We start from the raw sequence: 23,736 nt of genomic DNA, 5'->3' as shown, positions 1-23,736 counted from the left end.
TTCATTCTTTATAAAAACATTCCTCAAGCGCCTATTCGGCGCTTTTTCTTTGTAGGAGCTGTCATCATTTCGCTCACTTTCGTCTGTCTTCATAATAAAAAGCAGGCAAACACTTAGAAATAACTCTAAGCGTTTGCCTGCTTTCCTGCATGAATTTTAACAGATCATAACCGGCATGCGGAGCAGCGAAATAAGAATCATAAAAGGCGATTTTTAAAGAGACATTTCTCATTTAAGATTGCTTGTATATATTCCGGTAAACTTGCGGGGAGGTTTCGATAGCTTCTCTAAAGACCTTAATAAAATAACTAGTGCTTGAAAATCCAACATTCTCCGCTATTTCATAGATAGGTAAGTCAGTGGCAACCAAAAGGTTCTTTGCGGCTGATATCCTGCTCATTTTAATATACTCATTTGGTTTCATCCCCATAATTTTCTGAAAAAGCCGTATGAAATAATACAGACTGTATCCAGACAGTTCCGCCATATGTTCCGAAGTCCAATGGAAACCAGGTTTGTCGTGAATTTTATCTGCTATTCCGTGAATAACTTCTTTTTGATCAAGGGTATTGTTCTGTTTTAGCGACTCCGAATTTTTTAACAGAAATAACAACAGCTCGTAGACCAGTGCCGACAGGTGTGGTTCATTACCTGTTCTGAACGTGTCCATTAATTCAAACATTGATGAGAATATCCGTTGTACTTGTTGAATGCCTGCGAATCTAAAGATTGTTGTGCTATCGAGTTTCCACATGGATAGTAGCGGATCCACAGCATTGAAATGCACAAAACAAATTTCCCAAGGATCGTCTTCATCAGTTCCGTATTGTTGCTCCGCTCGCGGAGGATACAAAAACCCACACCCTCCAGTTAATTCAAGTCGCTCTCCTTCATGAATAACAAATCCCTTCCCCCTAAGCACGAGATGAAGGTTATATTGAGCCAAAAAACCACTTTCCCGGTTCTCGCGATGGGTGGGGAATTCGTAATAATGCCCAATGACTACCGGATACATCAAATGATGTTTGAACGTAGGTGGTGGAATAAAAACATTTCTTTTCATAAGTGGCCTCTTTCGCAATTTTTTTATATATTATAAAGCAAAGATGTATTATTTACAATTAATTAAAGAGTGAATAGAATGAGTATATGAAATGTATTTAGCAAATAATTTTTATTTAATAAAAACAGGAGGATTGTATGACGCATATAAACAACAATGGAATGCCTCGTCTGGATAAGTGTGGCGACGCTTACAGACTGATCGTTAACGAAAGACCCTTTATATCCCTGGCTGGAGAAGTTCACAATTCAAGCTCGTCCAGTCTCGAATATATGAACAAAAATGTCTGGGAGCGCCTAGTTTATTTTAATTGTAACACTGCTGTGATACCGGTTAGTTGGGAGCTCATCGAGCCGTTAGAAGGAACATTTGATTTCACACTGGTTCAAGGTTTAATTGAAGGCGCCAGGAAACATAATCTGAAGCTTGTTTTCATTTGGTTCGGAATGTGGAAGAACTCTCATTCGACGTATGTGCCAGCTTGGGTCAAGCGCGACACACTCCGCTTTCCAAGGGTTCAGTCGGCGAATGGAAAAAAATTGCCGATTGTATCTTGTCATTCCGAAGAGGCACTCCAAGCCGACAGTAAAGCTTTTGCCGAATTAATGCGGTTCATACGTCAAATTGACAGTACGGAACAAACGGTAATCATGATCCAAGTAGAAAATGAAGTTGGATTTCTCGGTACAGCACGTGATTGTTCGCCTCAGGCAGACAAATTGTTTGAAGAAAACGTGCCTGCTGAGTTGATTCAGTATCTTAAGGATCACGCCGAGCATTTAAATGCTTTCCTTAAAAAGCATTGGGACAGCGAGGGGACTGATCTGCTTGGGTGGACACAGCTTTTTGGATCTGCTGCTGAGGAAATCTTCACTGCTTGGCATATGTCCCGTTTTATTGATCAGGTTGCTGCGGCAGGAAAGGCAGAATATCATCTTCCAATGTTCGTCAATGTATGGCTGAAGCAATACGAAGAGCAGGATCCGGGGCAATACCCTACCGGAGGGCCAAACCAGAATGTAATCGATATTTGGAAGGCCGGTGGCCCGCATATCGATATTATCGCTCCGGACATATATCTTAACGAGTTTGCACAAGTCTGTGAAATCTATGACCGCCCTGACAATCCATTATTTATACCTGAGACACGCCGGGATAGTGTAACAGCAGCAAACGTCTTTTATGCTATTGGGGAGCATCAGGCGTTGGGATATACACCTTTTGGTATTGAAACAATGGATAACGGAGTTGATCCATGGAGCGCGGGATTTTTACCCCCAAATCATTTTATGGTCATGGAGAGCACTGGAGTGGGGCCGTTATTGTCTAAGAGTTATGAATTACTGCATCATATGACGCCGGTGATTACACAGTATTACGGTACCCGGCAAATGCGGGGTATCCTGCAGGATACAGCCTATCCGTCAGCGGTTCGCCTTGGTGGATACCGTTTTCAACTGCGGTTTAAGAACCGTTTGAACAGTGAATCTGCACCAGCTGGCGGTTTAATTATCGCGGTTTCTGATCATGATTACATCATTGCGGGGCATGGATTTTCCGTGGAATTTACATCCATGGAGCCGGGAAAGAGTGCAGAATTTATCTCTATCGATGAGGGCTGGTATGAAGACGGAAACTGGGTACCTGGAAGAAGACTTAATGGTGATGAATATCGCGTATCTTTAGGCAGCGAGCCACAAGTGTTAAAAGTATCTTTGTATTCTCATTGAGAAATTTACGCCGCGCCCTCCCGGGCGCGCTTTATAAGATCGTTTAAGGAGAGGTTAAAATGGACAAAAAAACGTTAGCCAGTCACATTGTTGAAAAAGTTGGTGGTGAAAATAATGTAATTGACCTTACCCACTGTGCAACTCGTCTTCGTTTTCGCTTGAAAGATGAAAAAAACACAAATAAAGAAGAAATTAAAAAGTTGCAAGGAATTATGAGCGTTGTCGAAAGCGGAGGTGAGTTCCAGGTCGTGGTTGGCAGCCATGTCGAAGAGGTCTATAAGGAGATTATGGAAAATACGTCAATCGGACGGAGCGGTCAAGAATCTACTGAGAATACGAAAACGAAAATGAGATCCTTGGATGGTTTATTTAATTTGATTTCAGGAACCTTTACTCCGCTGCTGCCGGTGATCGTTGGATCCGGTATGCTAAAAGCGCTTATTATCATTTTGACCAAGCTAGGATGGTTAACGGAACAAGATGGCGCCTATGCAATTTTAAGCGCTGCAGGAAACGCTGTCTTTTACTTCTTGCCTATACTTGTAGCTGTAACCCTTGCGATTAAACTGAAAGCCAATCCTTATGTGGCTGCGGCCATCGGTGCAGCTTTAATGGAACCGAATTTTACGGCACTAAGCCAAGCTGGTGACCGGAGCGACTTCTTCGGAATTCCTGTCATTCTAGTGACATATTCTTCACAGGTTTTTCCGGTCTTTATCTCGATTTTTGTTTTCGCTTATCTTGAACGTTGGCTGAAGAAGGTTATTCACAAAAATCTCAGTTTGTTTTTAGTCCCAATGTTGTCTATCGGTATCTTAGTACCAGTCACTGCACTTGTTTTTGGGCCGTTTGGTGTATACGTAGGTGATGGTATTGCTTCTGTTATCACCTTCTTGATGAATACAAGTGGACTGCTAAGTGGTGCAGTCATTGGTGCAGGCTTTACATTTATGGTTGTCTTGGGTTTACATTGGGGGCTATTCCCAATTGTTCTTGCAAACATTGCTGCAAACGGTTACGATAACATGTTGGCGATGTCAGCTGCAGCGAATATGGCACAAATCGGTCTTGCCATTGGAGTTTATTTGAAAACGAAAAACCGCGATCTGAAACAAACTGCAGGACCCGCTGCACTTTCGGGCATTTTAGCTGGTGTAACGGAACCAATTGTGTACGGGATAATGCTCCGGTACAAGCGAACCGTACCATATATCATTATCGCTGGCGCTGTAGGGGGTGCGATCAATGGATTCTTTGGCGCTCGTATGCATGGTTTCGTGCTGACCAACATTTTCGCTTTATCTGCATTTTCTCCAATCATTCCAATCGTCATCTCGTTCCTTATTACAATTATATTGGCAGCAGCGCTAGTATTGGTTTTCGGATATGAGAAAAGCGAAAAGCTTCAGGATAACCAAGAAGTCCTTTCTGAAGTGAAAACAGCAGAACCGATGCTTAGCCCACTTAATGGGAACATCTTATCTTTATCTAAAGTACCTGATGAGGCTTTTGCATCGGAAGCAATGGGTAAGGGAATTGCTATTCAACCAACTGAGGGGAAACTGTACTCACCCGTAACAGGTGTTGTCAGCCGATTGTTTCCTACACTGCACGCCGTTTTGATTACAACAGAGTCCGGAGCTGAGTTGCTAATTCATGTAGGTTTGAATACGGTCAAGTTGAAGGGGCTGCATTTTAAAGCCGCTGTGCAAGAACAGGCGAAAGTGGCTTTAGGTGACTTATTGTTAGAATTTGATATTAACGCCATTGAAGAGGCTGGGTATTCAGTTATCACTCCGATTGTAGTTACGAATTCTGGTGACTTTAGCGAAATAAAAGTCTTAAAGGAAGAGGGGCATATTGACAAAGGAACACCAGTGCTTTTCGTTCGCCGCTAGAACATTCATAACAGAGAGGTTTGATATATGAGTCTTCAATTTCCAGAAGGATTCTTGTGGGGAGGTGCGGTTGCCGCCTATAAAGAGGACACCTTCAATGATCATGCTCCAAGTGGAGGGTTTATAAGGGTTTTTTCGAAAAATCTTGGTTTTTGAAACAGCTTGGGAGAGAACTTTTTAACGAGTTCTCTCCTTTTTCCGGAGGAGAGAACGAGGAGGAGATCGCATGACTCTCATGAAATATGGAGGGCAGTGCGATCTTTTTTAGTTAAAAGACCAAAACACCACTCATTGTTGATGCTGAAGATACTTTGGAACTGTATTCCAAGTGAGAATAAATGTTGGCTGTTGTAGAATAGTTGCTGTATCCCAGCCATTCCTGAATTACTTTCATACTGACTCCATTAGCGAGTAAGAGGCTTGCACAACTATGACGCAGATCGTGATAGCGAATGTGACGTAAACCATTTTTTTAAGAGATCTAGTTAAGTTTTGTGTGATAAAGCCCGGTTAACTCGTTGTCCCAACTTGTCCAGCTAGATATACTTCTCGTAATCAGTGCAGTAGTATTTACCACATATGGCTTTAATGAGAGCTTGAAGCTCACGAATACGCAGCAGTAATTCCTCGAAGGCTGGTACAAGACGCAAAACCATAATAAACTCCAATTCAGCAGTTGCTTACATAAGAAAAGGAAGCTGAGTAACTTCTTCGCACAAAATAATGGTATACTTCGCACTTGGGAAAATCAAGGAGGTATCGGCGTATAGAAATTCAATTTCCTAATTTTTGAAAATTTTTAATAGACTTTATTAAATGATCTATTTATAATAAAAAACGTCGAGACATATAAACGTTTACGTAATCGTTTGCTTGAACCAATTTATTAGTAGAAAGGTCAGATGCTATTGATTCTTTCCGTGCCGTTCCAACGAAACGATAATCTGGATTGTCTGGAAAACTCTTATGCTTCTATTGGCAGATACTACGGAAGGGGCTACGAATGCGCTCTGGCAAATTCTTGGTCTTTCCGGTACGAGCGTCATCCTGGCCAATCTATCGGAGAGTGCCTTCAAACCGAGAATAATTTCAGCTTTTCCATGCTTGAGCAATACCATGGTGTGCGTGCTCACGTTCATTCGTGCCCCATAAACGATGCAGTAACTTTGCTTCAGGAGGAGCTTCGTGCTGGAAAACCGTCGGTTATAGAGTTGAAATCTAGCTGTATACCTTGGGATACGAATTACACTCGCCATGAAACTCCCTATGAACACGCTATCATTGCAACAGGCTGGGATTCCTTGACTCAAAGCTTTATTTGCACAGACAGTTGGTATGGATGTGAGAGGGAGAAGATATCAGTTAAAGAATGGGTCGGGGAGCGTATTCCGGTTACGACCTTTATGATTAGCGGAAAAGAAGCTGTTCCGGATGTTCGTGATTTGCTCAACAAATCGCTCAACCACTTTGAGAGGGGAAGTGGAGAAAACCATCCTTTTTCAGCTATGAAAAAATTAGCCGAGGATATTCGCAGTTTGGATTTGAAAGCAGAATTTAACGGTTATCGTCCGTTGCTGCCACCCTATGGTCCGCCTATCTCTAATCATCTTTATACGATAAGCAACAATCGGAAGAAATTCAGCGTATATCTTGGCTACTTGTCTGAACAAGAATGGCATGGTAGAAACGCGCTTAAAGAAATTGCAAGTGATTTCAAAGTTTTGGCTGAAAAATGGAAAATAATAACTGGTGTGTTTTATAAAGCTTTTTTCACTGGTGCGGAAGAATCTGGTCTGTTGAAACGCATCAGCCTGAAAGTGCAAGAAACTGCCGATCTGGAAGAGCGATTATACAATCTGATTACAGGAGTGCTGCAGTATGCTCCAGACGTTACACGGCAAAAGCCTCAGCAGAGACCAACTCTCAATAATTGTGAAACGTTCGAACTGGCACCGTGGTTCAATAATACAGCATTCGGCTCAATAATCGGCGGCCATCAGGCAGATTTTACGGGTACCGGAGATTTTTTTTTGAGCGAAGACATACCGGGTGATAGATGTATCCAAGCGGGAGTAGTGGAATTTTTATTTCCGGAAGCAGACGGGTTTAAGCCCGACAACATCTCCTGTCGCGGACAAATGATTCCTGTTCATTTTGAAAAGCCAATCGTGGGTTTTCTGTCAATTCTGGGGTGCGGAGAGTGGGGATGTCCTTTTGAAAGCTTAATCGTTCATTACGAGGATATGGATTCTGAACAGATTTCCGTTAAAGTTACCGACTGGGAAGCGACAAAACCGATGTTCGGCGAGTCCTCTATTTACTCAGGCCGTTGCGCCAAAAACGAAAATGGTGTTATCCAGCCACTTAATCATAAGGTATTCATTTATGATTACCATTTCAAATTGACCAAACTTAAGAAAATTCAGTACATCGAACTGCCTGATTGTTCGAACTTGCATCTATTCGCTCTTTCAGCAGGCTATTAACTCTTTTAAAGGAAGTTAAGAAGATGAGAAAAATACTGCCGCTACATTTATCTACAGGTATAACTAATGATTGCTGGCATGTCTATCGGCTTGCCCCTTTAATGACGAAAGAGCATTTCAAGCCATGGTTTATGGAAAGGTTTATTGAACTTGAAATGGGTTTTAGTCTCGGCGCTCCGATTGATCAATTCTGGGTCCAATACTACCGACTGGAATATTACGATATGAATTGGTTTTACGGTCGTATGCTGGATACAGTTACGGTGATGCCCGGTAAAGGCGAGTTTTGTTCGTTTACAAAGGATGCTATCGACAGAAACAACTATGTGTTGATCGCCTGCGATCATTTTTATCTGAAGCAAACGCCGTATTATCTGAGAGAACATGTGATCCATGAGTTTTTGATATGCGGTTATGACAGCTTGCGCCGCGTATGGCACGTACTGATTCTGCTTAATGATAATTGGTCGATACTCGAGATTCCTTTTGAACAGCTGGAAACCAGCTTTGAGTTTGCCCTTAAGCAGGTTCGGGATGATCGCAAAGCTTATAGATGGCTGGGAAGATTTGAAATGCCTTATACTCTTATTCGTTTAAAATCACCATCTGCACAGCCTGTGCGCTTATACAAAATCTATGAATCGATAGAAAACAGTCTAGTTGGTGCAGAGAGGAAAATCAAGGAAAGAACGCTGGCCGGAGGAGAACTCCAGTGTCTGGAATGGACTGGGATTTCTATTTATAAAGGGTTTGCCGAACTTGCCCGGACGATTCTTTACGAGCATCCATCCTTATTGATGGACAAGCATATCCTTCTCGGTATGAAAAAATTTGTTGAGAATAAAAGCGGTTTCTTGATTCGGCTTCGTTATTTGCAGAACCTAACTCTTATTGAGACGAACGATCGTTTGCTTGAACAAGCGGCTTTGGTAGTCGATTACCTGAACGAGGCCTACTTCTGGATGTCGAAATATAATTTTTCAGGCTTGAAACATCATCTGGATCGTATGATTGAGATGCTGCTTAGGGCAGAAGCTTTAGATGTCCAAGTGCTGCAAGAAGCGCTTGAAGTGGTGGGAATCGGACTGGATTCACAATTTGGGGAAACGGCAGGTTCATTATATGAGGGTTGAGGATTGCAAGATTGCAAAATGGGCGCAGGAGCTTGGTACGCCTCTTTATTTATACGACGAAGAAGTCCTACACGATCGTTACCATCAATTGAGGATGTCTTTACATCCATCCGTAGATATTGGACTTTCACTGAAAGCGAACAACAACATAAGTTTGGCTGCGCGGCTTCGCAGGTGGGGGAGCTGCGTTGAGGTTGCCTCTATGGGAGAACTGCATTTGGCGCGTTTGGCTGGATTTCCGCCGGAGCGGATCATTTTCTCCGGTCCGGGAAAGACGGCAGAAGAGCTCGAAAATGCCTTGGAATACGGAATTTATTGCATCAATGCAGAATCGTTTGACGAGGTTGATCGGATCGCAGCGCTGGCAGCGGAGAGGAAGTTTACCGCCGGCATTGGAATTCGGATCAATCCCAATATGAGTATTGTGAATACGGCGATTCGAATGGGAGGCCTACCCAGACAGTTTGGGATTGATGAATCTTCGCTTACTGCAATGGTCAAGAAGCTTAAATGCATGCCTAACATTAGCTTCAAGGGTATTCATATATACTCAGGAACCCAAATTTTAGACAGCAATCAGATCATCAAAGCATTTAATTATACAATAAACCTTGCTAAGGAATTACAGATAGAGCACGGTTTGAACTTCGAGTTCATTGATCTGGGAGGAGGATTCGGAGTTCCCTACTTCTCACATGAGAAAGAATTGGACATTGAGCATGTCTGCAGAGAAACAAATAAATTGGTAGCGGAGTACCTCCAACATTCTCCCAAAACACGTTTTATGATTGAAACCGGACGGTTTCTGCTTGCAGAGTCAGGAGCTTATGTAGCGCGTGTGTTGTACGTAAAGGAATCTAAGGGCGAAAAGTTCCTCATCCTCGACGGCGGAATGCACCATCATGTCAGCTCAACCTTCAGAGGAAGGACTATGAGAAACAACTTTCCGGTCCGGCTCGTGAGAAGTAATGGTACCCCTGCACAAGGAAACCTGGAAAGAGTAAACCTTGTCGGACCTCTATGTACACCGGAGGATTGCTTGGCTAAGGATATCGAATTGCCAGAAGCTAACGCAGGGGATTATATTATGCTGTTGAAGTCAGGCGCGTACGGATTGTCTTATAGTCCCTTGCAATTTTTAGGCCATCCTACACCCCTAGAGGCATTAGTGGCTAATGGAAAACTTTCTGTCATCCGAGAGCGGGGTGATGTCTCAGATCTGCTTCGCCATCAATATTTACCGAAGGATATATAAGGGAGCGATATATTGTGGACGTGAAATTAGAAGAAAACATTACAGCAATTGTGGGCAGTTTGTTGAAAATTACTGAAGTCGTTGATCCAGATGCGGATCTTGCATCAATAGGCCTCGACTCTATGAGCGCTGTCGGCTTAGTTGTTGAATTGGAAGCGATATTTAATATTGCATTCGAAGATGAGGAACTATTATTGAAGCACTTTGACACGGTCAGAAAAATAGTTGCTAAGGTGGAAGAAAAGAGAGCGCTTGCAGAATGAAGTCGCCATTCAGCATATTTCGTTTTCACGAAGAGCAGAAGGATGTGCACTGGCTCTATAACATTAATCAGGAGCAGGAATGGAACGACAGCCGCGTGTTTCCATCTATGCAGGATCATAGTCAGATGGAGTTGGTCATTCAACAGGAGCAACAGATGATTTTCTTGTCGAGGCGCGACGACACCCTCTTGTTTCGCCATAATCCGGATGAACGTTTCATCTCATATCTGGAAGGGCACGGCATTGAGATTCCCGTGATTCGCCAAATCAGCGGCACCAGTTCACTACCTTGGTCTGACATGCGATATGGGAGAGAGTCGTTACTTGTTCCCTATATTGTAAATGAGGCTATCTGCGCGGAAGCATACCGTAATGATATTAGCATATATGGTTCCGATCCTTTGCTGGTCAAGCATATTAACGACAAATTCCAGACGAGGCGTTTAGCTGCAGAAATTGGTTTTAACTTGACTAAAGGGGATTTTTGTACAAGCGAGGAGGAATTAATTCAGAAATACCGCATGCTGCGAAAGCAAGGATTTGAGAAAACGGTATTGAAGGTCCCGTTCGGATCGTCTGGCAAAGGAATGCGGATCATCAAAGATGAAACCTCATTCACCCATATGCTCCAATTTATTGGAAGGCGCAGGAAAGATTTTGAGCTTTTGCTGGAAGGGTGGCATCCGATAAAAAGATCAATGAACTGCCAGCTTTTGATTGAAGCTGGACATGTCACATTACTGGGCATAACTGAGCAGAAAATAGATGAGTACGGTATTTATTTGGGGAGCGATTATGCACCAATCTACGAAAACGCTGTGCTGGAGAGCTATACTGACAGCATGCTGAAGCTGGGAAACCATCTGATGGAAATGGGTTATTCGGGCATTGCCGGTGTTGACTCCATCATAGACGATAAAGACGAACTCATTCCTGTAATCGAGATCAATGCAAGGTTCACCCAAGTGACGTACTTGTTGCCTCTGGTTTGGAGGCTTCGGCAACAGCATCGCTATATTATAAGTCGTTTCATCCGCGGGGAAAGCACGGTAACTTACGGGTTCGATGAGATTTGCGCAGCCATGACCCGAATTGCAAGCCGCGATTCCTTTCTGATTTACAATTTTTCCAAAACCGCTGATGCAAACAAAACCGTTTACCGCATTTTCTTTTTAGTATACGGTAATGACCTTGAAACGGTCGAACGGACAATGAACGGATTGGAGCGATTTTCGTTCTCTTAAGACTATTCGGATATAGGGAGAGAAAACCTTGGAGAAATGTTTACACGAGTTTTTTGAAGAGCAGGCGCTCAGAACGCCAGAGTCAGTCGCTTTAATTGATGAGGAACAAGAGCTTACCTATGGGGAATTAAACAATAGAGCCAATAAAGTTGCCGTTCTCCTTCGGGACAAAGGCATCGGGCCGGAAGACGTCGTTGCCATTTATATGGAGCGCTCCATAGAGGCGATTGTTTGTATCCTTGGCATACTGAAATCTGGAGGTGCTTATTTGCCCGTTGACAAGGCAATCCCGGAGGAAAGGGCAATCTTCATGATTCGGGATAGTGGTGCAAGTATTGTAATGGCGAATTTGTCTTCCAGTATAGTATTGAACCAGTTACGCGGAACGCTGGGAATTCTTATGACGGATTCAATCGATTGGTCCTCAGAAGAAATGCAGTCAAGGTTTTTATGCAAACCTGAAAATTTAGCATACGTTATTTATACGTCTGGGTCTACGGGGAAGCCGAAGGGCGTGATGATCGAGCATAGGGCTATTTCCAATACGATAGCCTGGAGAAAAGAATATTACAAGCTCAACGAATCAGATTACGTTCTTCAGTTTGCATCGCTATCTTTCGACAGCTCTGTGGAAGACCTATTCACGGGGCTGGCATCCGGAGCAGTCTTGGTTCTTCTCCGGCAGAGCATGAGGAACGATCTGCATTATGTCCGGAACGTATTGACAAGTCGCCAGATTACTCACTTGCTTGTGGTACCCAGCTTATACAAGGTACTGTTGGAGGAATGCCCGGATGCTGTACAAAGCTTGAAGAAGGTGACAGTTGCAGGAGAAGGTTTTTCCAGGTCGCTTGTGAAGAAGCATTATCAAGTTGTGCCTCAAGCCGATCTATTCAATGAATACGGGCCTACGGAAAATAGCGTATGTACAACGGTATACAAATTTAGCGGTTCGGATAATGAAGTGAAAATAGGTCTTCCCATCCCTAACGTCGAGGTACATATCGTCACTGATACTATGGAACCTTGTCCTACAGGCTACGAAGGAGAACTCTTGGTGTCCGGTGCAGGCTTGGCCCGAGGTTATTTGCATCAGGCTGAACTGACAGCACAAAAATTTATCAGGCATCCGGCGTACCCAGGGAAAAGGCTTTATCGAACGGGTGATCTTGTGAATGTTGATATAGACGGCCAGCTTGTTTATCTGGGCCGAATCGATAGGCAGGTAAAGTTGAGAGGGCATCGGGTCGAATTAGGTGAAATTGAGTACCAACTAACACAAGTGAGTGGTGTGTACGATGCGGTGGCGAACCTCGTTCATATCCGGGAAAAACCCTCACTGTGTGTGTACTACGTTTCTGACGGGACGATTGATGAAGGGGCAATTCATTCGCATCTATCCAGTACATTACCCGAATATATGGTCCCTGCATTTCTGATAAGGATCGAGCGGATCCCTCTAACATTCAATGGTAAAACGGACTTCGCTGCGCTCCCGAATCCCATACAGGTAGCTGACAAAGACAATACAATGTACCTTGAAGCAGGTAGTCAGCCCGTTGCTAACCGGATTTTTGAAATTCTTAATGAAATACAGGATCAAGGCGCTGGATATTCAGAGCATACGGTAGGCATGGGTGCCTTGGCCGAGTTAGGACTCGATTCGCTTGATTTCATGCGTCTTTTAGTCAGAGTCGAGACCGAGTTCGGACTTGAAATAGAAAGCGCAGATTGGGAAAAAATGAAATCCTCGACGGTAGGACAGTTTTCCGAGTATGTGGCCAATCGTAGTCTCGGTAGGGTGAACTTATGAAGACAGGGATGGGCAAGCTGCTGCGAAATCGATTTATGATTGGGATTTTGTTATCAATAACTTTTTTGCAGCTTGGGATTTGGGTCAGAAACTTTGCGGTTTTGATGTTTGTTATGGAGAAGACGAATGGAAGCGCATTAGCCGTATCCTTAATATCTGTTGCTGAATTTGCGCCTATATTTATTTTTTCCTTTATAGGAGGCGTATGGGCAGACCGATGGAAACCCAAAAAAACGATGGTCTGGTGCGATATAGGCAGTGCGATTTCGGTTGCGTTTGTTCTGCTGGCCTTGCTGCTTGGTACATGGAAGGTCATTTTTTTAGCAACGCTGGTCTCATCAATTTTGTCACAATTCTCTCAGCCATCGAGTATGAAATTGTTTAAGAAGCATGTGCCGGAGGATCAACTTCAATCTGGAATGTCCATGTTCCAGTCTGTGATTGCTGTCTTTACGTTACTCGGACCGGTACTGGGAACGCTATGTTATTATCAATTCGGCATATCGGTTTCTATCGGTCTGGTTTCAGTTTGTTTCCTTCTATCGGCTACGGTCTTATCTTTGCTGCCAGCAGACGTTAATATCGACAATATGAAACATTCGAATAGCATCAGGACTGAAATGGCTCAAGGCTTGCATTATATTAAGGATAGACAAATATTACTTATATTAGGAACGTGCTTTTGTTTTACCGGACTTGGCATCGGGTTTATCCAGCCTTTGGGCATCTTTCTCATTACGGATAGACTCGGATTGCCGAAGGAATATTTACAGTGGATGCTCTCTTTGAACGGTATGGGAATGATTCTCGGAGGAGCCTTAACGGTAGTGTTGAGCAAATTCATGCAGGCCCGCTCTCTACTTGCTGTCGGTTTGGCGGTCAATGCGCTGTGTATGGTGATTTCAGGTCTATCGACGTTTATGTGGCTTACACTCTTAGCTCAATTTTTCATAGGTATGGTTACACCTGGCTTTCAGGTAGCGGTTCAAACTTTGATATTGAAAAATACAGAGCAAGCTTATATCGGTCGAGTAAATGGCCTACTGTCTCCTCTCTTTATGGGTTCGATGCTGATAACGATGAGCATGTCAGGATGGCTTAAGGATCAGTTGTCAGTTATGGTGATGTACCTGTTAGCCGGTGCATTTTTTGGAGTTGGACTTTTGATTACTGCACCTTTGTTCCGGAAGACAACCTTGGCAGAGGCGAAAGGGATGAATATCCTCTAAGGTGTCCTCTACCAATATACAGTGAAGGGAATTTTGCGGATGGAAAACAAACAAGGATTAATCAGCCATTGGTCTTTTGACGAAGCAAGTGGAAAGGAAGCGTTAGATCACGTTACCGGAATCAGTGATAAGATTGAGTATGTGTTAAACGAAGCGCGCTATAACGATTCGCATGACCCTCAGAGGAGAAAAGGAATCAGCGGAAATGCGCTGATGTTTGACGGTTATTCCAATTGGATCGCTCGTCCGGCGGAGAAAATGGTTATCCTGCAGGACGCTCTTACCATAGAGGCATGGGTGGCGCCCCGTACTTATGAAAGAGGCATAGAATCAAGGCTTTCGCCCATCGTTAATCAACATGACCGCGAGAAGAATGAAGGGTTTATCTTGGGAATCTTACGTTATGGACAATGGTCTATGCAAGTAGGATTAAATAATGAATGGGTTGAGATTTGGGCGGATGGACATGAACTTCTCCTGAATCAATGGTCTCATATTGTTGCAACCTTTGACAGCAGGAATGCCGTGATGAAGCTATATCTGAATGGTGAAGAGGTAGCGACCAAATCAATTGTTGCTAACACCATAATTACACCATGCAACAGGGATTTAATGATTGCCAAGAATAACAAGGGCTTCCTATTAGGCGATACACCATATGTGCTCAACATGTACAGTGGCATGATTGACGAATTGAAAATGTACAATAGAGCTCTTGCGGCAGAGGAAGTGAGACAGTCTTACCAGGAATATGTGACTCCTTACGGAGGTGCGATTCCAGCGATTCCGTACGATGATATTAAACTGGACCGCTGCTTGCTTGCCAACGACAGGCACCGTCCGCAATACCATCTCAGTCCACCGCAGCATTGGATGAATGAGCCGCACGCACCTATCTATTTTAATGGGCAATATCATTTGTTCTATCAGCATGATCCGCATGGGCCATATTTGCATACTATCCATTGGGGACATTGGGTTAGCAATGACTTGGCGCATTGGCGGGATCTTCCATGGGCACTTGCTCCGGAGGAGAATGGCCTGGACCCAGATGGCGTTTGGTCTGGGAGTTCCGCTTATGACGAGAACGGTGTTCCGGCGCTGTTCTATACTGCCGGTGACGACAGCGCCACTCCGAACCAACGGGTAGGGCTGGCGCGAAGTACTTTTATAAAAGACGGTGATAACGATCTGGTCCGTTGGGAGAAACACCCCGTTCCTGTCATCGTTCAAGAGAAAGGACAGGGCTATTATGGCGACTTCCGAGATCCTTTCGTCTGGAAAGACGGAGACACTTGGTATTTGCTGATCGGTTCAGGCACCGACGGCCAGGGTGGATCGCTACTCGCTTATACGTCAAAGGACATGATTCAATGGAAGTACAAAGGCCCCTTTTATATAAGCGATCCTAAGAAATACCCATTTCTCGGTAGTATGTGGGAATTGCCTGTATTTCTTCCGCTTGGTCAGGACAAAACTGGAATAGAAAAACATATTTTGCTTATTAGCCCTCTGGGACCTGAAGCAGACGTTGAAGTTTTTTACTGGATAGGTACTTTCAATAAAGTTGCCATGCGATTTACTCCAGATCATGAAGAACCGCAGTTGATCGATCTGGGTGATTTCCATTTCACGGGTCCTAGCGGTATGGTTGATCCAAAGACGGGACGTAAGCTCATATTTACCATTGCCCAGGGAGTCAGAACTTCAGAGATTAATTATTATTCCGGATATGCCCACAATGCAGGAATCCCCCTTAGCATCTTCCTTCGCGAGGACGGGCGGCTTGGAATAATGCCTATCGAAGAACTGGAACTGCTTCGCAGAAGACAACTCATATTAATTGAAGATAAACCATTAGACGAAGCCAATAATCTATTAAAAGATATCAAAGGCGATATGCTGGAGATACGGGTAGAATTAGAGGCGGGAGCGTGCACACAGTTGGGAATAAAACTTCGCCGCTCCCCCGGTGGTGAAGAAGAAACGTTACTCTATTATGACAGGAAGGAAGCGGCTTTGATCGTGGACAGAAACAAATCATCGCTTGACCCATTGGCTGATTGGGATAGAGGTGTTCAAGGCGGAACTCTGGAGCTGGACGGCGAGAATCTGAAGCTGCAAATTTATTTGGACCGTTCTATGGTAGAGGCTTACGCCAACGAATTGAAAAGCTTGACGACTCGCGTTTATCCGAGCCGTAAGGATGCTCTTGGTATACAGATCTGGGGCGCCGGTACCCTAACGGTAAAATCGCTGGAGGTCTGGGAAATGAAACCTGCGTTTGAGAGCTAGACACTTTAAGGGCTGAATTTTACAAGCTTACAACAATCCTAGAATAGAAACTGCGGCAGCAAGGGGCAAGAAAATACAGTTTGATTTATTTCTCTTACAGTAGACAGTTGAAATATATCTGCTACTGTAAGGGGACTTTTTCAAGACTTATCGAAAAATCACTCGAGGGTCATAATATTTGACAAAACCTTGTAGTGAAAATATATTATATAGTAAGTAATCGTTTACTTCAATGACGCTAAGGAATTACGATTGAAGTATCGGGATGCTTAATGCGAAATAAGATAGGTGTAATTCAGATGACTGAGAAAAAGAATGTCAGCATTAAAGATGTAGCTCTCAGGGCTAATGTATCAACGGCTACGGTTTCACACGTCATTAACGGGACACGCTTTGTGTCCAATGAGACGAAACAAAAGGTGCATTTTGCAATGAATGAGTTGAACTTCCGAATCAATTCGGTAGCTCGATCATTACGCAGCCGCAGGTCGTATATTATCGCATTTCTTGCTCCACTCCTTGCTTCTGAAACTTCAAATTTTTATTTCATGTCCGTAGCAGCCGGAGTTCAAAGCGTATTGAAACAAAGGGGCTATCATCTTATCTTGAGTGATTCCAGTGACAATATTGAAGTGGAAGACAAAGAGATCGGTATGTTTGATTCACAAATGATTGACGGACTGATTCTAGCTCCAGCCAGTAGAGAATGCGATTACGAAAAATTGTTTGGTGATTATCCTGTAGTTTATATTGATAGGGTCCCTGATCATTGTGAAAGAGATTCCGTACTTATTGACAACAAGATTGCAAGTATGAACGCAATACAAAAGATTCTAGACAAAGGGCACCAAAGAATTGCCTTTTTATCCGGTCCACTTTCAGTAACGACAACGATTGAACGGTATGAAGGTTATTCTGAAACACTAATAAACGCAGGTCTGGAACTGGATGATTCATTGATTTGTTTTGACGATGTGAGTTTTGAGAATGGGTATAGCAAGGTGGGGGATTTGTTAGAGAAGAATCCAACAGCAATTTTTATAACGGATAATGTGATGGCAATGGGAGCAATGGCGTATTTGCAAGAACATTCAATTCGTATACCGGACGAGTTGGCCGTTGTTGGATTCGATGATGTTCAATGGACCAAAGTCACTCATCCTCCGTTAACCGTTATTCAACAACCGTCATTTCAACTTGGTGTGAAAACAGCTGAGGTCATACTGCAGAGAATTGAAGATGACACTTTAGTAAAGAAAGAACATCGCTTAAAAGCGAATTTAATAGTCAGACAATCGCTCTGACTTTTTTTATAAGTTAAGTAAACGATTACGCAAACGATTTCTTTATTTTTAATATTTTGTAAGCGGTATCATTATATTTATTTGCTTGAATCCAAGCTGAGAGGTGGTGATGCCTGCCGCATTGTATTTATAGATTTACAGTGCCTTAAGGGAGGGGATTCAAAGTATATTACCAAGTAGGAAGAAGAATGAAATGAAAAAATAAGGAGGTAATTATGTGGGGAAAAAAGTAAAATCAATTAGGATATTGGTTATTGTGCTTGCCGCTTTGTTAATGATGCCATATGGGATCACTATACCAAAAGCCGAAGCTGCAACTTCTAAAATTGCAGAATGGAGCTTTAATGAAGGAAGCGGGAAAACGACAAAAGAAAACATCAGCAATTCAAATGATTCTATTAATTATATTTTCAATAATGCGGTTTACAAACCTTCCAATGACCCGTTATGGCGTAATGACGGGATATCTGACAAAGCCCTGCTATTTGACGGGTACTCGAATTGGGTGACACACTCACCGATCACCACTCCTTCTCAGAGTATGACGATTGAAGCCTGGGTTGCTCCCAGAGCCTATGAATGGGGTGACAATGGTACTCTCTCAGCAATCGTTAATCAGCACGATAAACCAGGTAAACAAGGTTTTGTCCTTGGAATGTTCCGGCATGGAACCTGGTCTTTTCAAATTGGCTCGGGTGGGCAATGGTATGAGGTTTGGTCTTATGAACCTCTACCCAGATATGAATGGTCTCATCTCGTAGCTACTGTTGACGGAGCTGCGGGTACTATGAAGTTGTTCCTTAACGGTCGTCAAGTGGGTAAGAGCAGTATTCCTGCAAATTCCACAATCACATCGTCAGGGAATCAGCTATTCATCGGAAAAAACAACCAAAGCACTCAACTTGCTGTATTTCCTTTGCATATGTTTAACGGACTCATTGATGAAGTGAAAATATACAACGGAGCCTTTACAAATGCTGAAGCGGAAAACTCCTATCAGAGCTACATGTCAGCCCTTGGAGGAAACCTGCCGACACCAAACCTTAGTTTTGACAGAAATGTCTACGATGGAGACCGCTATCGCCCTATTTATCATGCTATTGCACCAGGGCATTGGATGAATGAACCCCACGCACCGCTATATTATAATGGACAATACCATTTATTCTATCAGAATAACCAGCATGGACCCTATTGGCATAATATACAGTGGGGCCACTGGGTCAGCGAAGACATGGTACACTGGAGAAACTTGCAGCCTGCCTTGTCACCTGAATTGTTCCAGGTAGATCCCGATGGTGACTGGAGTGGAAGCGCAGTTATTGATGATGCAGGGAATCCTACTCTTTTCTTCACTGCCGGCAATGATTCAAGAGCGTACCTTAACAGCAACCAGAACGTAGGAGTTGCCCGTAGTACGGTTCAGACGGATGGCGATAACGATTTGAAGAAATGGGTAAAAGAGCCGAAGCTGGCTGTTGCCCAGCAATACGGGAAATTCGGAGAATTCAGAGACCCGTATGTGTTCAAAGAGGGTTCAACCTGGTTTATGCTGGTAGGAACGGGTTATGATGGGCAGGGTGGATCTGCAGCAGTCTATTCCACAACAGACTCTAATCTGATGAATTGGACCTATCGCGGCCCAATCTATCAAACCAATCCGTCAACATATCCGGAGTTAGGCGGCGTATGGGAAATGCCGGTTATGATGTCTCTGGGAAACGGCAAGCATTTATTGGCTATTAGCCCGGTCGGAAGCGGAGCGAATGTGGAGGTGTATTATTGGATTGGTACTTGGAATGCTTCTACGGCGAAGTTCACACCTGATGATCCCAAGCCTCAATTAATGGATTTTGGAGATTTTCATTTTACAGGTCCAAGCGGCTTTAAAGATCCGCAGTCAGGACGTAATATTATGTTCACCATTGCTCAAGGGGAAAGGAACTCTCAGGAAGAGTCCGATGCAGGTTGGGCACATAATGCCGGTCTGCCGGTAGAACTTTCGCTTCGCCCGGATGGCAAATTGGGGATTAATCCCATCTCCGAGCTGCAGTCCTTAAGAGGCCAGCAACTTGTAAATATTACAACAGATACGAGTTTTGCTTCAGCCAATGCTGCCCTTTCTTCCATTCAAAGCGATACGGTGGAGATTGAAATGGAATTGAGCCGCGGTTCTGCTGATAGTGTAGGAATCAAAGTTCGAAAATCTCCTAACAACGAAGAAGAGACATTAATTTATTACAAAAACAGTACTAAAGAATATGGTGTCGACCGAACAAAGACGATTGCCGGTCAAAATAAGGGTATCCAAAAAGGTACTATAGATATCGGCAGTGAGAATGTCAAACTACACGTATATTTGGATAAATCCATGGTTGAATCTTACTTGAATGGACTTAAATCTATTACTACGCGTACTTATTCTACCAGAGCGGATGCCAAAGGTCTTCAATTGTGGGGAGATGCAAACACCAGCTCAATCGTTGTTAAGTCACTTAAGGTTTGGGCAATGAATTCTGCATATAACCCAGTGGCAGTCAGTGGTGTGAGCTTGAGTCCTGCAAATCTGGAGGTAGCCGTAGGCGGCAAAAAAACGCTTAATGCTACAATTGCACCGGCAAGCGCTACGAACAAAGATGTAATATGGACTTCCAGCAACACCTCAGTCGCGCCGGTAGTTAACGGAGTGGTTACTGGTAAATCCGTCGGGACTGCAACCATTACGGCCCAAACAAGAGACGGCGCCAAAACAGCTTCACGCTTAGTTACTGTTATTGCGGCGCCAGCTGGGAAAGTTTCAAACAGCGGCTTTGAAAACGGTAACTTAGAGGGTTGGATCATAGAAAGCGGTACAGCCTTTACTAATGCGGGGGTTACAAATGCAGCGGTATTCGGAAACAACCAACCGTATAATCATGAGGGTAATTACCACCTATCCGGGCAATTAAGCGGTGGGAATGCTGCCACCGGAGTATTAAAGTCTAAGGATTTTACACTCGGAGGCAACGGCCAGGTTAGCTTCCTGATCGGCGGAGGGTCTGATATTGATAAATTATATGTGTCCTTTGTACGTGCTTCAGACGGGAAAGAGCTCTTCAGGTCAAGCGGACCGGGAAGCTATTGGAACTGGCCGAGCACCAAGGGCGTTACGGAAGGGTACACCAAGAGATACTGGGATGCTACCCAATATATAGGTACATCCATGTATATCAAAATAGTCGATGAACGAACGGATGAGTGGGGCCATATTAATATTGATGATTTTAATGTCCCGGTTCAAGGTGGAACTGTTGATGCAGAAGCACCGACAGCACCTAAGAACCTTGCAGCGACCGGGACCACATCGAATTCCATATCCCTTAGCTGGACGGCATCCACAGATAACGTAGGGGTAACCGGCTACGTAATTTATCGGAATGGAGTTCAGGCAGGGACGAGTACGACAGCCGCTTTTACAGATAGCGGGCTGGAAGCAGCTACGGCTTATCTCTATACGGTCAAAGCAAAGGATGAGGCGGGAAATCTCTCCGCAGCAAGCAACAGCGTGACAGCAACCACCCAGGCTGCGGTGGTAACTGGCAGTTTGACAAACCATGACTTTGAGAGCGGTAACCTTAACGGCTGGACAATTGTAAGTGGTAATGCGTTCAGCGATGCGGATGTTGCGGAGGATACGAGCTGGGGATGGGGAGGACCGTTTAATCAAAGTGGCAAGTACCATCTTTGGGGGTTCAAGGATGGGGGAGATTCTCAGGTAGGTGTACTGAAGTCTGCTACATTTACCCTCGGTGGCAGCGGATCTATCGATTTTCTGATCGGCGGAGGGAATGATATCAATCATTTATATGTCGCTTTGGTTCAGGCATCGGACGGCACTGAACTGATAAAAGCGACAGGCAACAGCAATGAGGCTTACAGTCGTATTACTTGGAATGCAGCTGCTTATATTGGAAAGGAATGCTATATCAAGATTGTCGACAGTGCTACTGGAGGTTTCGGCCATATCAATGTGGACGATGTGAACGTTCCGGTCAGCAGTGGAGCTGCTGACACCGAAGCTCCGGCAGCTCCGATGAATCTGGCAGCAACCGGCACAACTAAGGATTCTGTATCCCTGGGGTGGACGATTTCAACAGATAATATAGGAGTAACTGGATACTTGGTTTACCGGAATGGAGTACAGGTAGCTACTAGTACAACAGCAACCTATACAGATAGCGGACTGACAACCAATACACCCTATGTCTATACGGTCAAAGCAAAGGATGCTGCGGGAAATATCTCGGCAGCAAGCAACAGTGTCACAGCAACCACCCAAGCTGCACAGGAGACTGGCAGTTTGACTAACCACGACTTTGAGGGCGGAAATCTGAGCGGATGGATTATTGTAAGTGGTAATGCGTTCAGTGATGCGGATGTTGCAGCGGATACGAGCTGGGGATGGGGAGGGCCCTTTAATCAAAGCGGTGCGTATCATCTCTGGGGGTTTAAGGATGGCGGTGATTCTCAGGTAGGGGTGCTGAAATCTGTGTCATTTACCCTTGGCGGTAATGGAACGATTGATTTTCTGATCGGCGGAGGGAACGATATCAATAATTTATACATTGCTTTGGTCCGGGCGTCGGATGGCACTGAGCTGCTAAAAGCGACAGGCAATAGCGATGAGGCTTATAGCCGCATTACTTGGGAGGCTGCTTCTTTTGTAGGGACTGATTGCTATATTAAAATTGTCGACAATGCTACTGGAGGTTTCGGCCATATTAATGTGGATGATGTGAACGTGCCGGTACTTGTGAATTAGAATTAAAAAAGCAGCTCATGGGTTAATTTCTATGCAACGATAAACTACTAGAGTTTTTAACGTGTAAGGGTGTTCCATAAGCAGATATATTAAACAGAACACATCTTCGGTTATTGGAGATGTGTTCTGTTCTGTATGAAGTTCACCAAATTGGAAACGTTTCAAAATAAATATTGAAACGTTTCCAATTTGGTGCTATTATAATTTTCATAGAGAGTTTGGGGGTGTTAAATGACAAGTATTAAAGATGTAGCTAACTTAGCCGGCGTTGCTGTAGGTACCGTGTCCAGAGTCATTAATAACTCCGGCGCTGTAAAACCCAAGACACGTAAAAAAGTAGAGGAAGCCATACAAGAACTGAATTATTTTCCTAATGAAGTGGCCCGGAATTTCAAGATGCAAAAATCCAAGATGGTAGCGTTGCTGCTCCCGAGCATCTGGAACCCATTCTTCTCAGAATTGGCTTATTACATTGAGGATGAACTGGACCGGGAAGGCTTCAAGCTTATGCTGTGCAACAGCGGTGGCAAACCTGAGAAGGAGCTGTATTATCTGGATATGCTCCGGCAGAACAAAGTGGCTGGTATTGTTGGCATAACTTATAACGATATCGAGAATAATGTCAGCAATGACATTCCTATTGTGAGCATTGACCGGCACTTCAACAAGAAGATCACCTGTGTAACATCGGATAATTATGAAGGTGGCCGATTGGCGTTAAGGGAGCTTGTGAAAGCGGGAGCCCGGAAACCGGCTTTTATGGGAAGTGTCACTTCCGTATTCAGCGAAACCATGAACCGGAGGCAAGGATTCATTCATGAGGCTGAGGCTTTAGGAATCGATTATGTAATCTACGAAAAGCCGGATCCCATCGTGGATAAGAATGCCTATATTAACGAGTTCATCAACAAGCATGGCGATGTTGATGGCATTTTTGCCATTACTGATATGTTGGCTGCCCACTATATAGACAGCGCACGCAGGCAGGGGATTCGTATTCCAGAAGATGTGAAGGTTATCGGTTATGACGGGATTCAGGATAATCCCTATTTTCATCCGATCTTATCAACGATCCGGCAGCCGGTAGAAGAGATGGCACGGATGACAATCAGACTTCTCTATAACAAGATTGAAGGCTTACCTTTAGAAAGCCAAGTGTATCGCATACCTGTTATATTCAAGCAAGGAGAAACAACATGATCCATGAGGATCGGAAAACTTC

Annotated in this window: 15 protein-coding genes; 13 read left to right on the top strand and 2 right to left on the bottom strand. The window is 44.0% G+C overall.

All coding sequences use genetic code 11. The annotated features are described in order from the left end of the window. Positions 1–232: 232 nt before the first annotated feature. On the bottom strand, positions 233–1,063 hold the full coding sequence (locus NSU01_RS26185) for an AraC family transcriptional regulator (RefSeq protein WP_042139120.1): 831 nt from the start codon (positions 1,061–1,063) through the stop codon (positions 233–235). 137 nt (positions 1,064–1,200) lie between these two features. On the opposite strand from NSU01_RS26185, the gene NSU01_RS26180 reads away from it, so the two are divergent. Both NSU01_RS26180 and NSU01_RS26175 read left to right on the top strand, forming a co-directional pair. Then, positions 1,201–2,793: a DUF5597 domain-containing protein gene (locus tag NSU01_RS26180; RefSeq protein WP_052422008.1), complete on the top strand. Its 1,593-nt coding sequence runs from the start codon at positions 1,201–1,203 to the stop codon at positions 2,791–2,793. Positions 2,794–2,852: 59 nt separating this feature from the next. Then, on the top strand, positions 2,853–4,691 hold the full coding sequence (locus NSU01_RS26175; protein ID WP_076243837.1) for a beta-glucoside-specific PTS transporter subunit IIABC: 1,839 nt from the start codon (positions 2,853–2,855) through the stop codon (positions 4,689–4,691). A 268-nt stretch (positions 4,692–4,959) separates the two neighbouring features. Here the strand turns inward: NSU01_RS26175 and NSU01_RS26170 are convergent, their stop codons facing one another. Beyond that, positions 4,960–5,130, bottom strand: a complete 171-nt coding sequence (locus NSU01_RS26170) for a tyrosine-type recombinase/integrase (RefSeq protein ID WP_231575437.1) — start codon at positions 5,128–5,130, stop codon at positions 4,960–4,962. 463 nt (positions 5,131–5,593) lie between these two features. Between NSU01_RS26170 and NSU01_RS26165 the strand changes: the two genes are divergently transcribed. The 11 genes from NSU01_RS26165 (at position 5,594) to NSU01_RS26115 (ending at position 23,714) form a co-directional block, all read left to right on the top strand. Then, positions 5,594–7,177, top strand: coding sequence for a hypothetical protein (locus NSU01_RS26165; RefSeq protein ID WP_042139116.1), 1,584 nt, complete (start codon positions 5,594–5,596; stop codon positions 7,175–7,177). A gap of 23 nt (positions 7,178–7,200) precedes the next feature. Further along, on the top strand, positions 7,201–8,310 hold the full coding sequence (locus NSU01_RS26160; protein ID WP_042139115.1) for a hypothetical protein: 1,110 nt from the start codon (positions 7,201–7,203) through the stop codon (positions 8,308–8,310). After that, positions 8,300–9,565, top strand: a complete 1,266-nt coding sequence (lysA, locus tag NSU01_RS26155) for a diaminopimelate decarboxylase (protein WP_076243834.1) — start codon at positions 8,300–8,302, stop codon at positions 9,563–9,565. Before NSU01_RS26160 ends, lysA begins: the two co-directional genes overlap by 11 nt. A gap of 14 nt (positions 9,566–9,579) precedes the next feature. After that, positions 9,580–9,828 carry an acyl carrier protein gene (locus tag NSU01_RS26150; RefSeq protein ID WP_042139113.1) on the top strand — a complete coding sequence of 83 codons (249 nt, stop codon included), beginning with the start codon at positions 9,580–9,582 and terminating at the stop codon, positions 9,826–9,828. Continuing rightward, the gene (locus tag NSU01_RS26145) at positions 9,825–11,072 is read left to right on the top strand and encodes an ATP-grasp domain-containing protein (protein ID WP_042139112.1); all 1,248 of its coding nucleotides are present in this window, start codon (positions 9,825–9,827) and stop codon (positions 11,070–11,072) included. The genes NSU01_RS26150 and NSU01_RS26145 overlap by 4 nt, the downstream gene beginning before the upstream one ends. A gap of 28 nt (positions 11,073–11,100) precedes the next feature. Then, on the top strand, positions 11,101–12,885 hold the full coding sequence (locus NSU01_RS26140; RefSeq protein WP_076243831.1) for an amino acid adenylation domain-containing protein: 1,785 nt from the start codon (positions 11,101–11,103) through the stop codon (positions 12,883–12,885). After that, positions 12,882–14,114 (top strand): MFS transporter, encoded by a 1,233-nt coding sequence (locus NSU01_RS26135; protein ID WP_042139110.1) that lies wholly within the window; start codon positions 12,882–12,884, stop codon positions 14,112–14,114. The genes NSU01_RS26140 and NSU01_RS26135 overlap by 4 nt, the downstream gene beginning before the upstream one ends. A gap of 39 nt (positions 14,115–14,153) precedes the next feature. Continuing rightward, on the top strand, positions 14,154–16,409 hold the full coding sequence (locus NSU01_RS26130; RefSeq protein WP_076243830.1) for a GH32 C-terminal domain-containing protein: 2,256 nt from the start codon (positions 14,154–14,156) through the stop codon (positions 16,407–16,409). 299 nt (positions 16,410–16,708) lie between these two features. Further along, positions 16,709–17,713 carry a LacI family DNA-binding transcriptional regulator gene (locus NSU01_RS26125; RefSeq protein ID WP_042141479.1) on the top strand — a complete coding sequence of 335 codons (1,005 nt, stop codon included), beginning with the start codon at positions 16,709–16,711 and terminating at the stop codon, positions 17,711–17,713. Positions 17,714–17,987: 274 nt separating this feature from the next. Beyond that, entirely contained in the window at positions 17,988–22,514 is a 4,527-nt protein-coding gene (locus NSU01_RS26120; RefSeq protein WP_083705515.1) for a GH32 C-terminal domain-containing protein, read from the top strand. A 231-nt stretch (positions 22,515–22,745) separates the two neighbouring features. Beyond that, the gene (locus NSU01_RS26115) at positions 22,746–23,714 is read left to right on the top strand and encodes a LacI family DNA-binding transcriptional regulator (protein WP_042139107.1); all 969 of its coding nucleotides are present in this window, start codon (positions 22,746–22,748) and stop codon (positions 23,712–23,714) included. Positions 23,715–23,736: the final 22 nt, after the last annotated feature.

The sequence above is a fragment of the Paenibacillus sp. FSL H8-0259 genome, from assembly GCF_037963255.1.
GTDB classification, from domain to species: domain Bacteria; phylum Bacillota; class Bacilli; order Paenibacillales; family Paenibacillaceae; genus Paenibacillus_AQ; species Paenibacillus_AQ phytohabitans.
The sequence above is the reverse complement of the archived record's forward strand: the minus strand, read 5'-3'. Positions and strand labels throughout refer to the sequence as shown.

Bases quoted from the DNA above. Each gene is read 5' to 3' on its own strand.
- NSU01_RS26185 (WP_042139120.1), bottom strand. From the start codon at position 1,063: ATGAAAAGAAATGTTTTTATTCCACCACCTACGTTCAAACATCATTTG.
- NSU01_RS26115 (WP_042139107.1), top strand. From the start codon at position 22,746: ATGACAAGTATTAAAGATGTAGCTAACTTAGCCGGCGTTGCTGTAGGT.
- NSU01_RS26165 (WP_042139116.1), top strand. From the start codon at position 5,594: ATGCTATTGATTCTTTCCGTGCCGTTCCAACGAAACGATAATCTGGAT.
- NSU01_RS26160 (WP_042139115.1), top strand. From the start codon at position 7,201: ATGAGAAAAATACTGCCGCTACATTTATCTACAGGTATAACTAATGAT.
- NSU01_RS26180 (WP_052422008.1), top strand. From the start codon at position 1,201: ATGACGCATATAAACAACAATGGAATGCCTCGTCTGGATAAGTGTGGC.
- NSU01_RS26125 (WP_042141479.1), top strand. From the start codon at position 16,709: ATGACTGAGAAAAAGAATGTCAGCATTAAAGATGTAGCTCTCAGGGCT.
- NSU01_RS26135 (WP_042139110.1), top strand. From the start codon at position 12,882: ATGAAGACAGGGATGGGCAAGCTGCTGCGAAATCGATTTATGATTGGG.
- NSU01_RS26120 (WP_083705515.1), top strand. From the start codon at position 17,988: ATGATGCCATATGGGATCACTATACCAAAAGCCGAAGCTGCAACTTCT.
- lysA (WP_076243834.1), top strand. From the start codon at position 8,300: ATGAGGGTTGAGGATTGCAAGATTGCAAAATGGGCGCAGGAGCTTGGT.
- NSU01_RS26130 (WP_076243830.1), top strand. From the start codon at position 14,154: ATGGAAAACAAACAAGGATTAATCAGCCATTGGTCTTTTGACGAAGCA.
- NSU01_RS26145 (WP_042139112.1), top strand. From the start codon at position 9,825: ATGAAGTCGCCATTCAGCATATTTCGTTTTCACGAAGAGCAGAAGGAT.
- NSU01_RS26175 (WP_076243837.1), top strand. From the start codon at position 2,853: ATGGACAAAAAAACGTTAGCCAGTCACATTGTTGAAAAAGTTGGTGGT.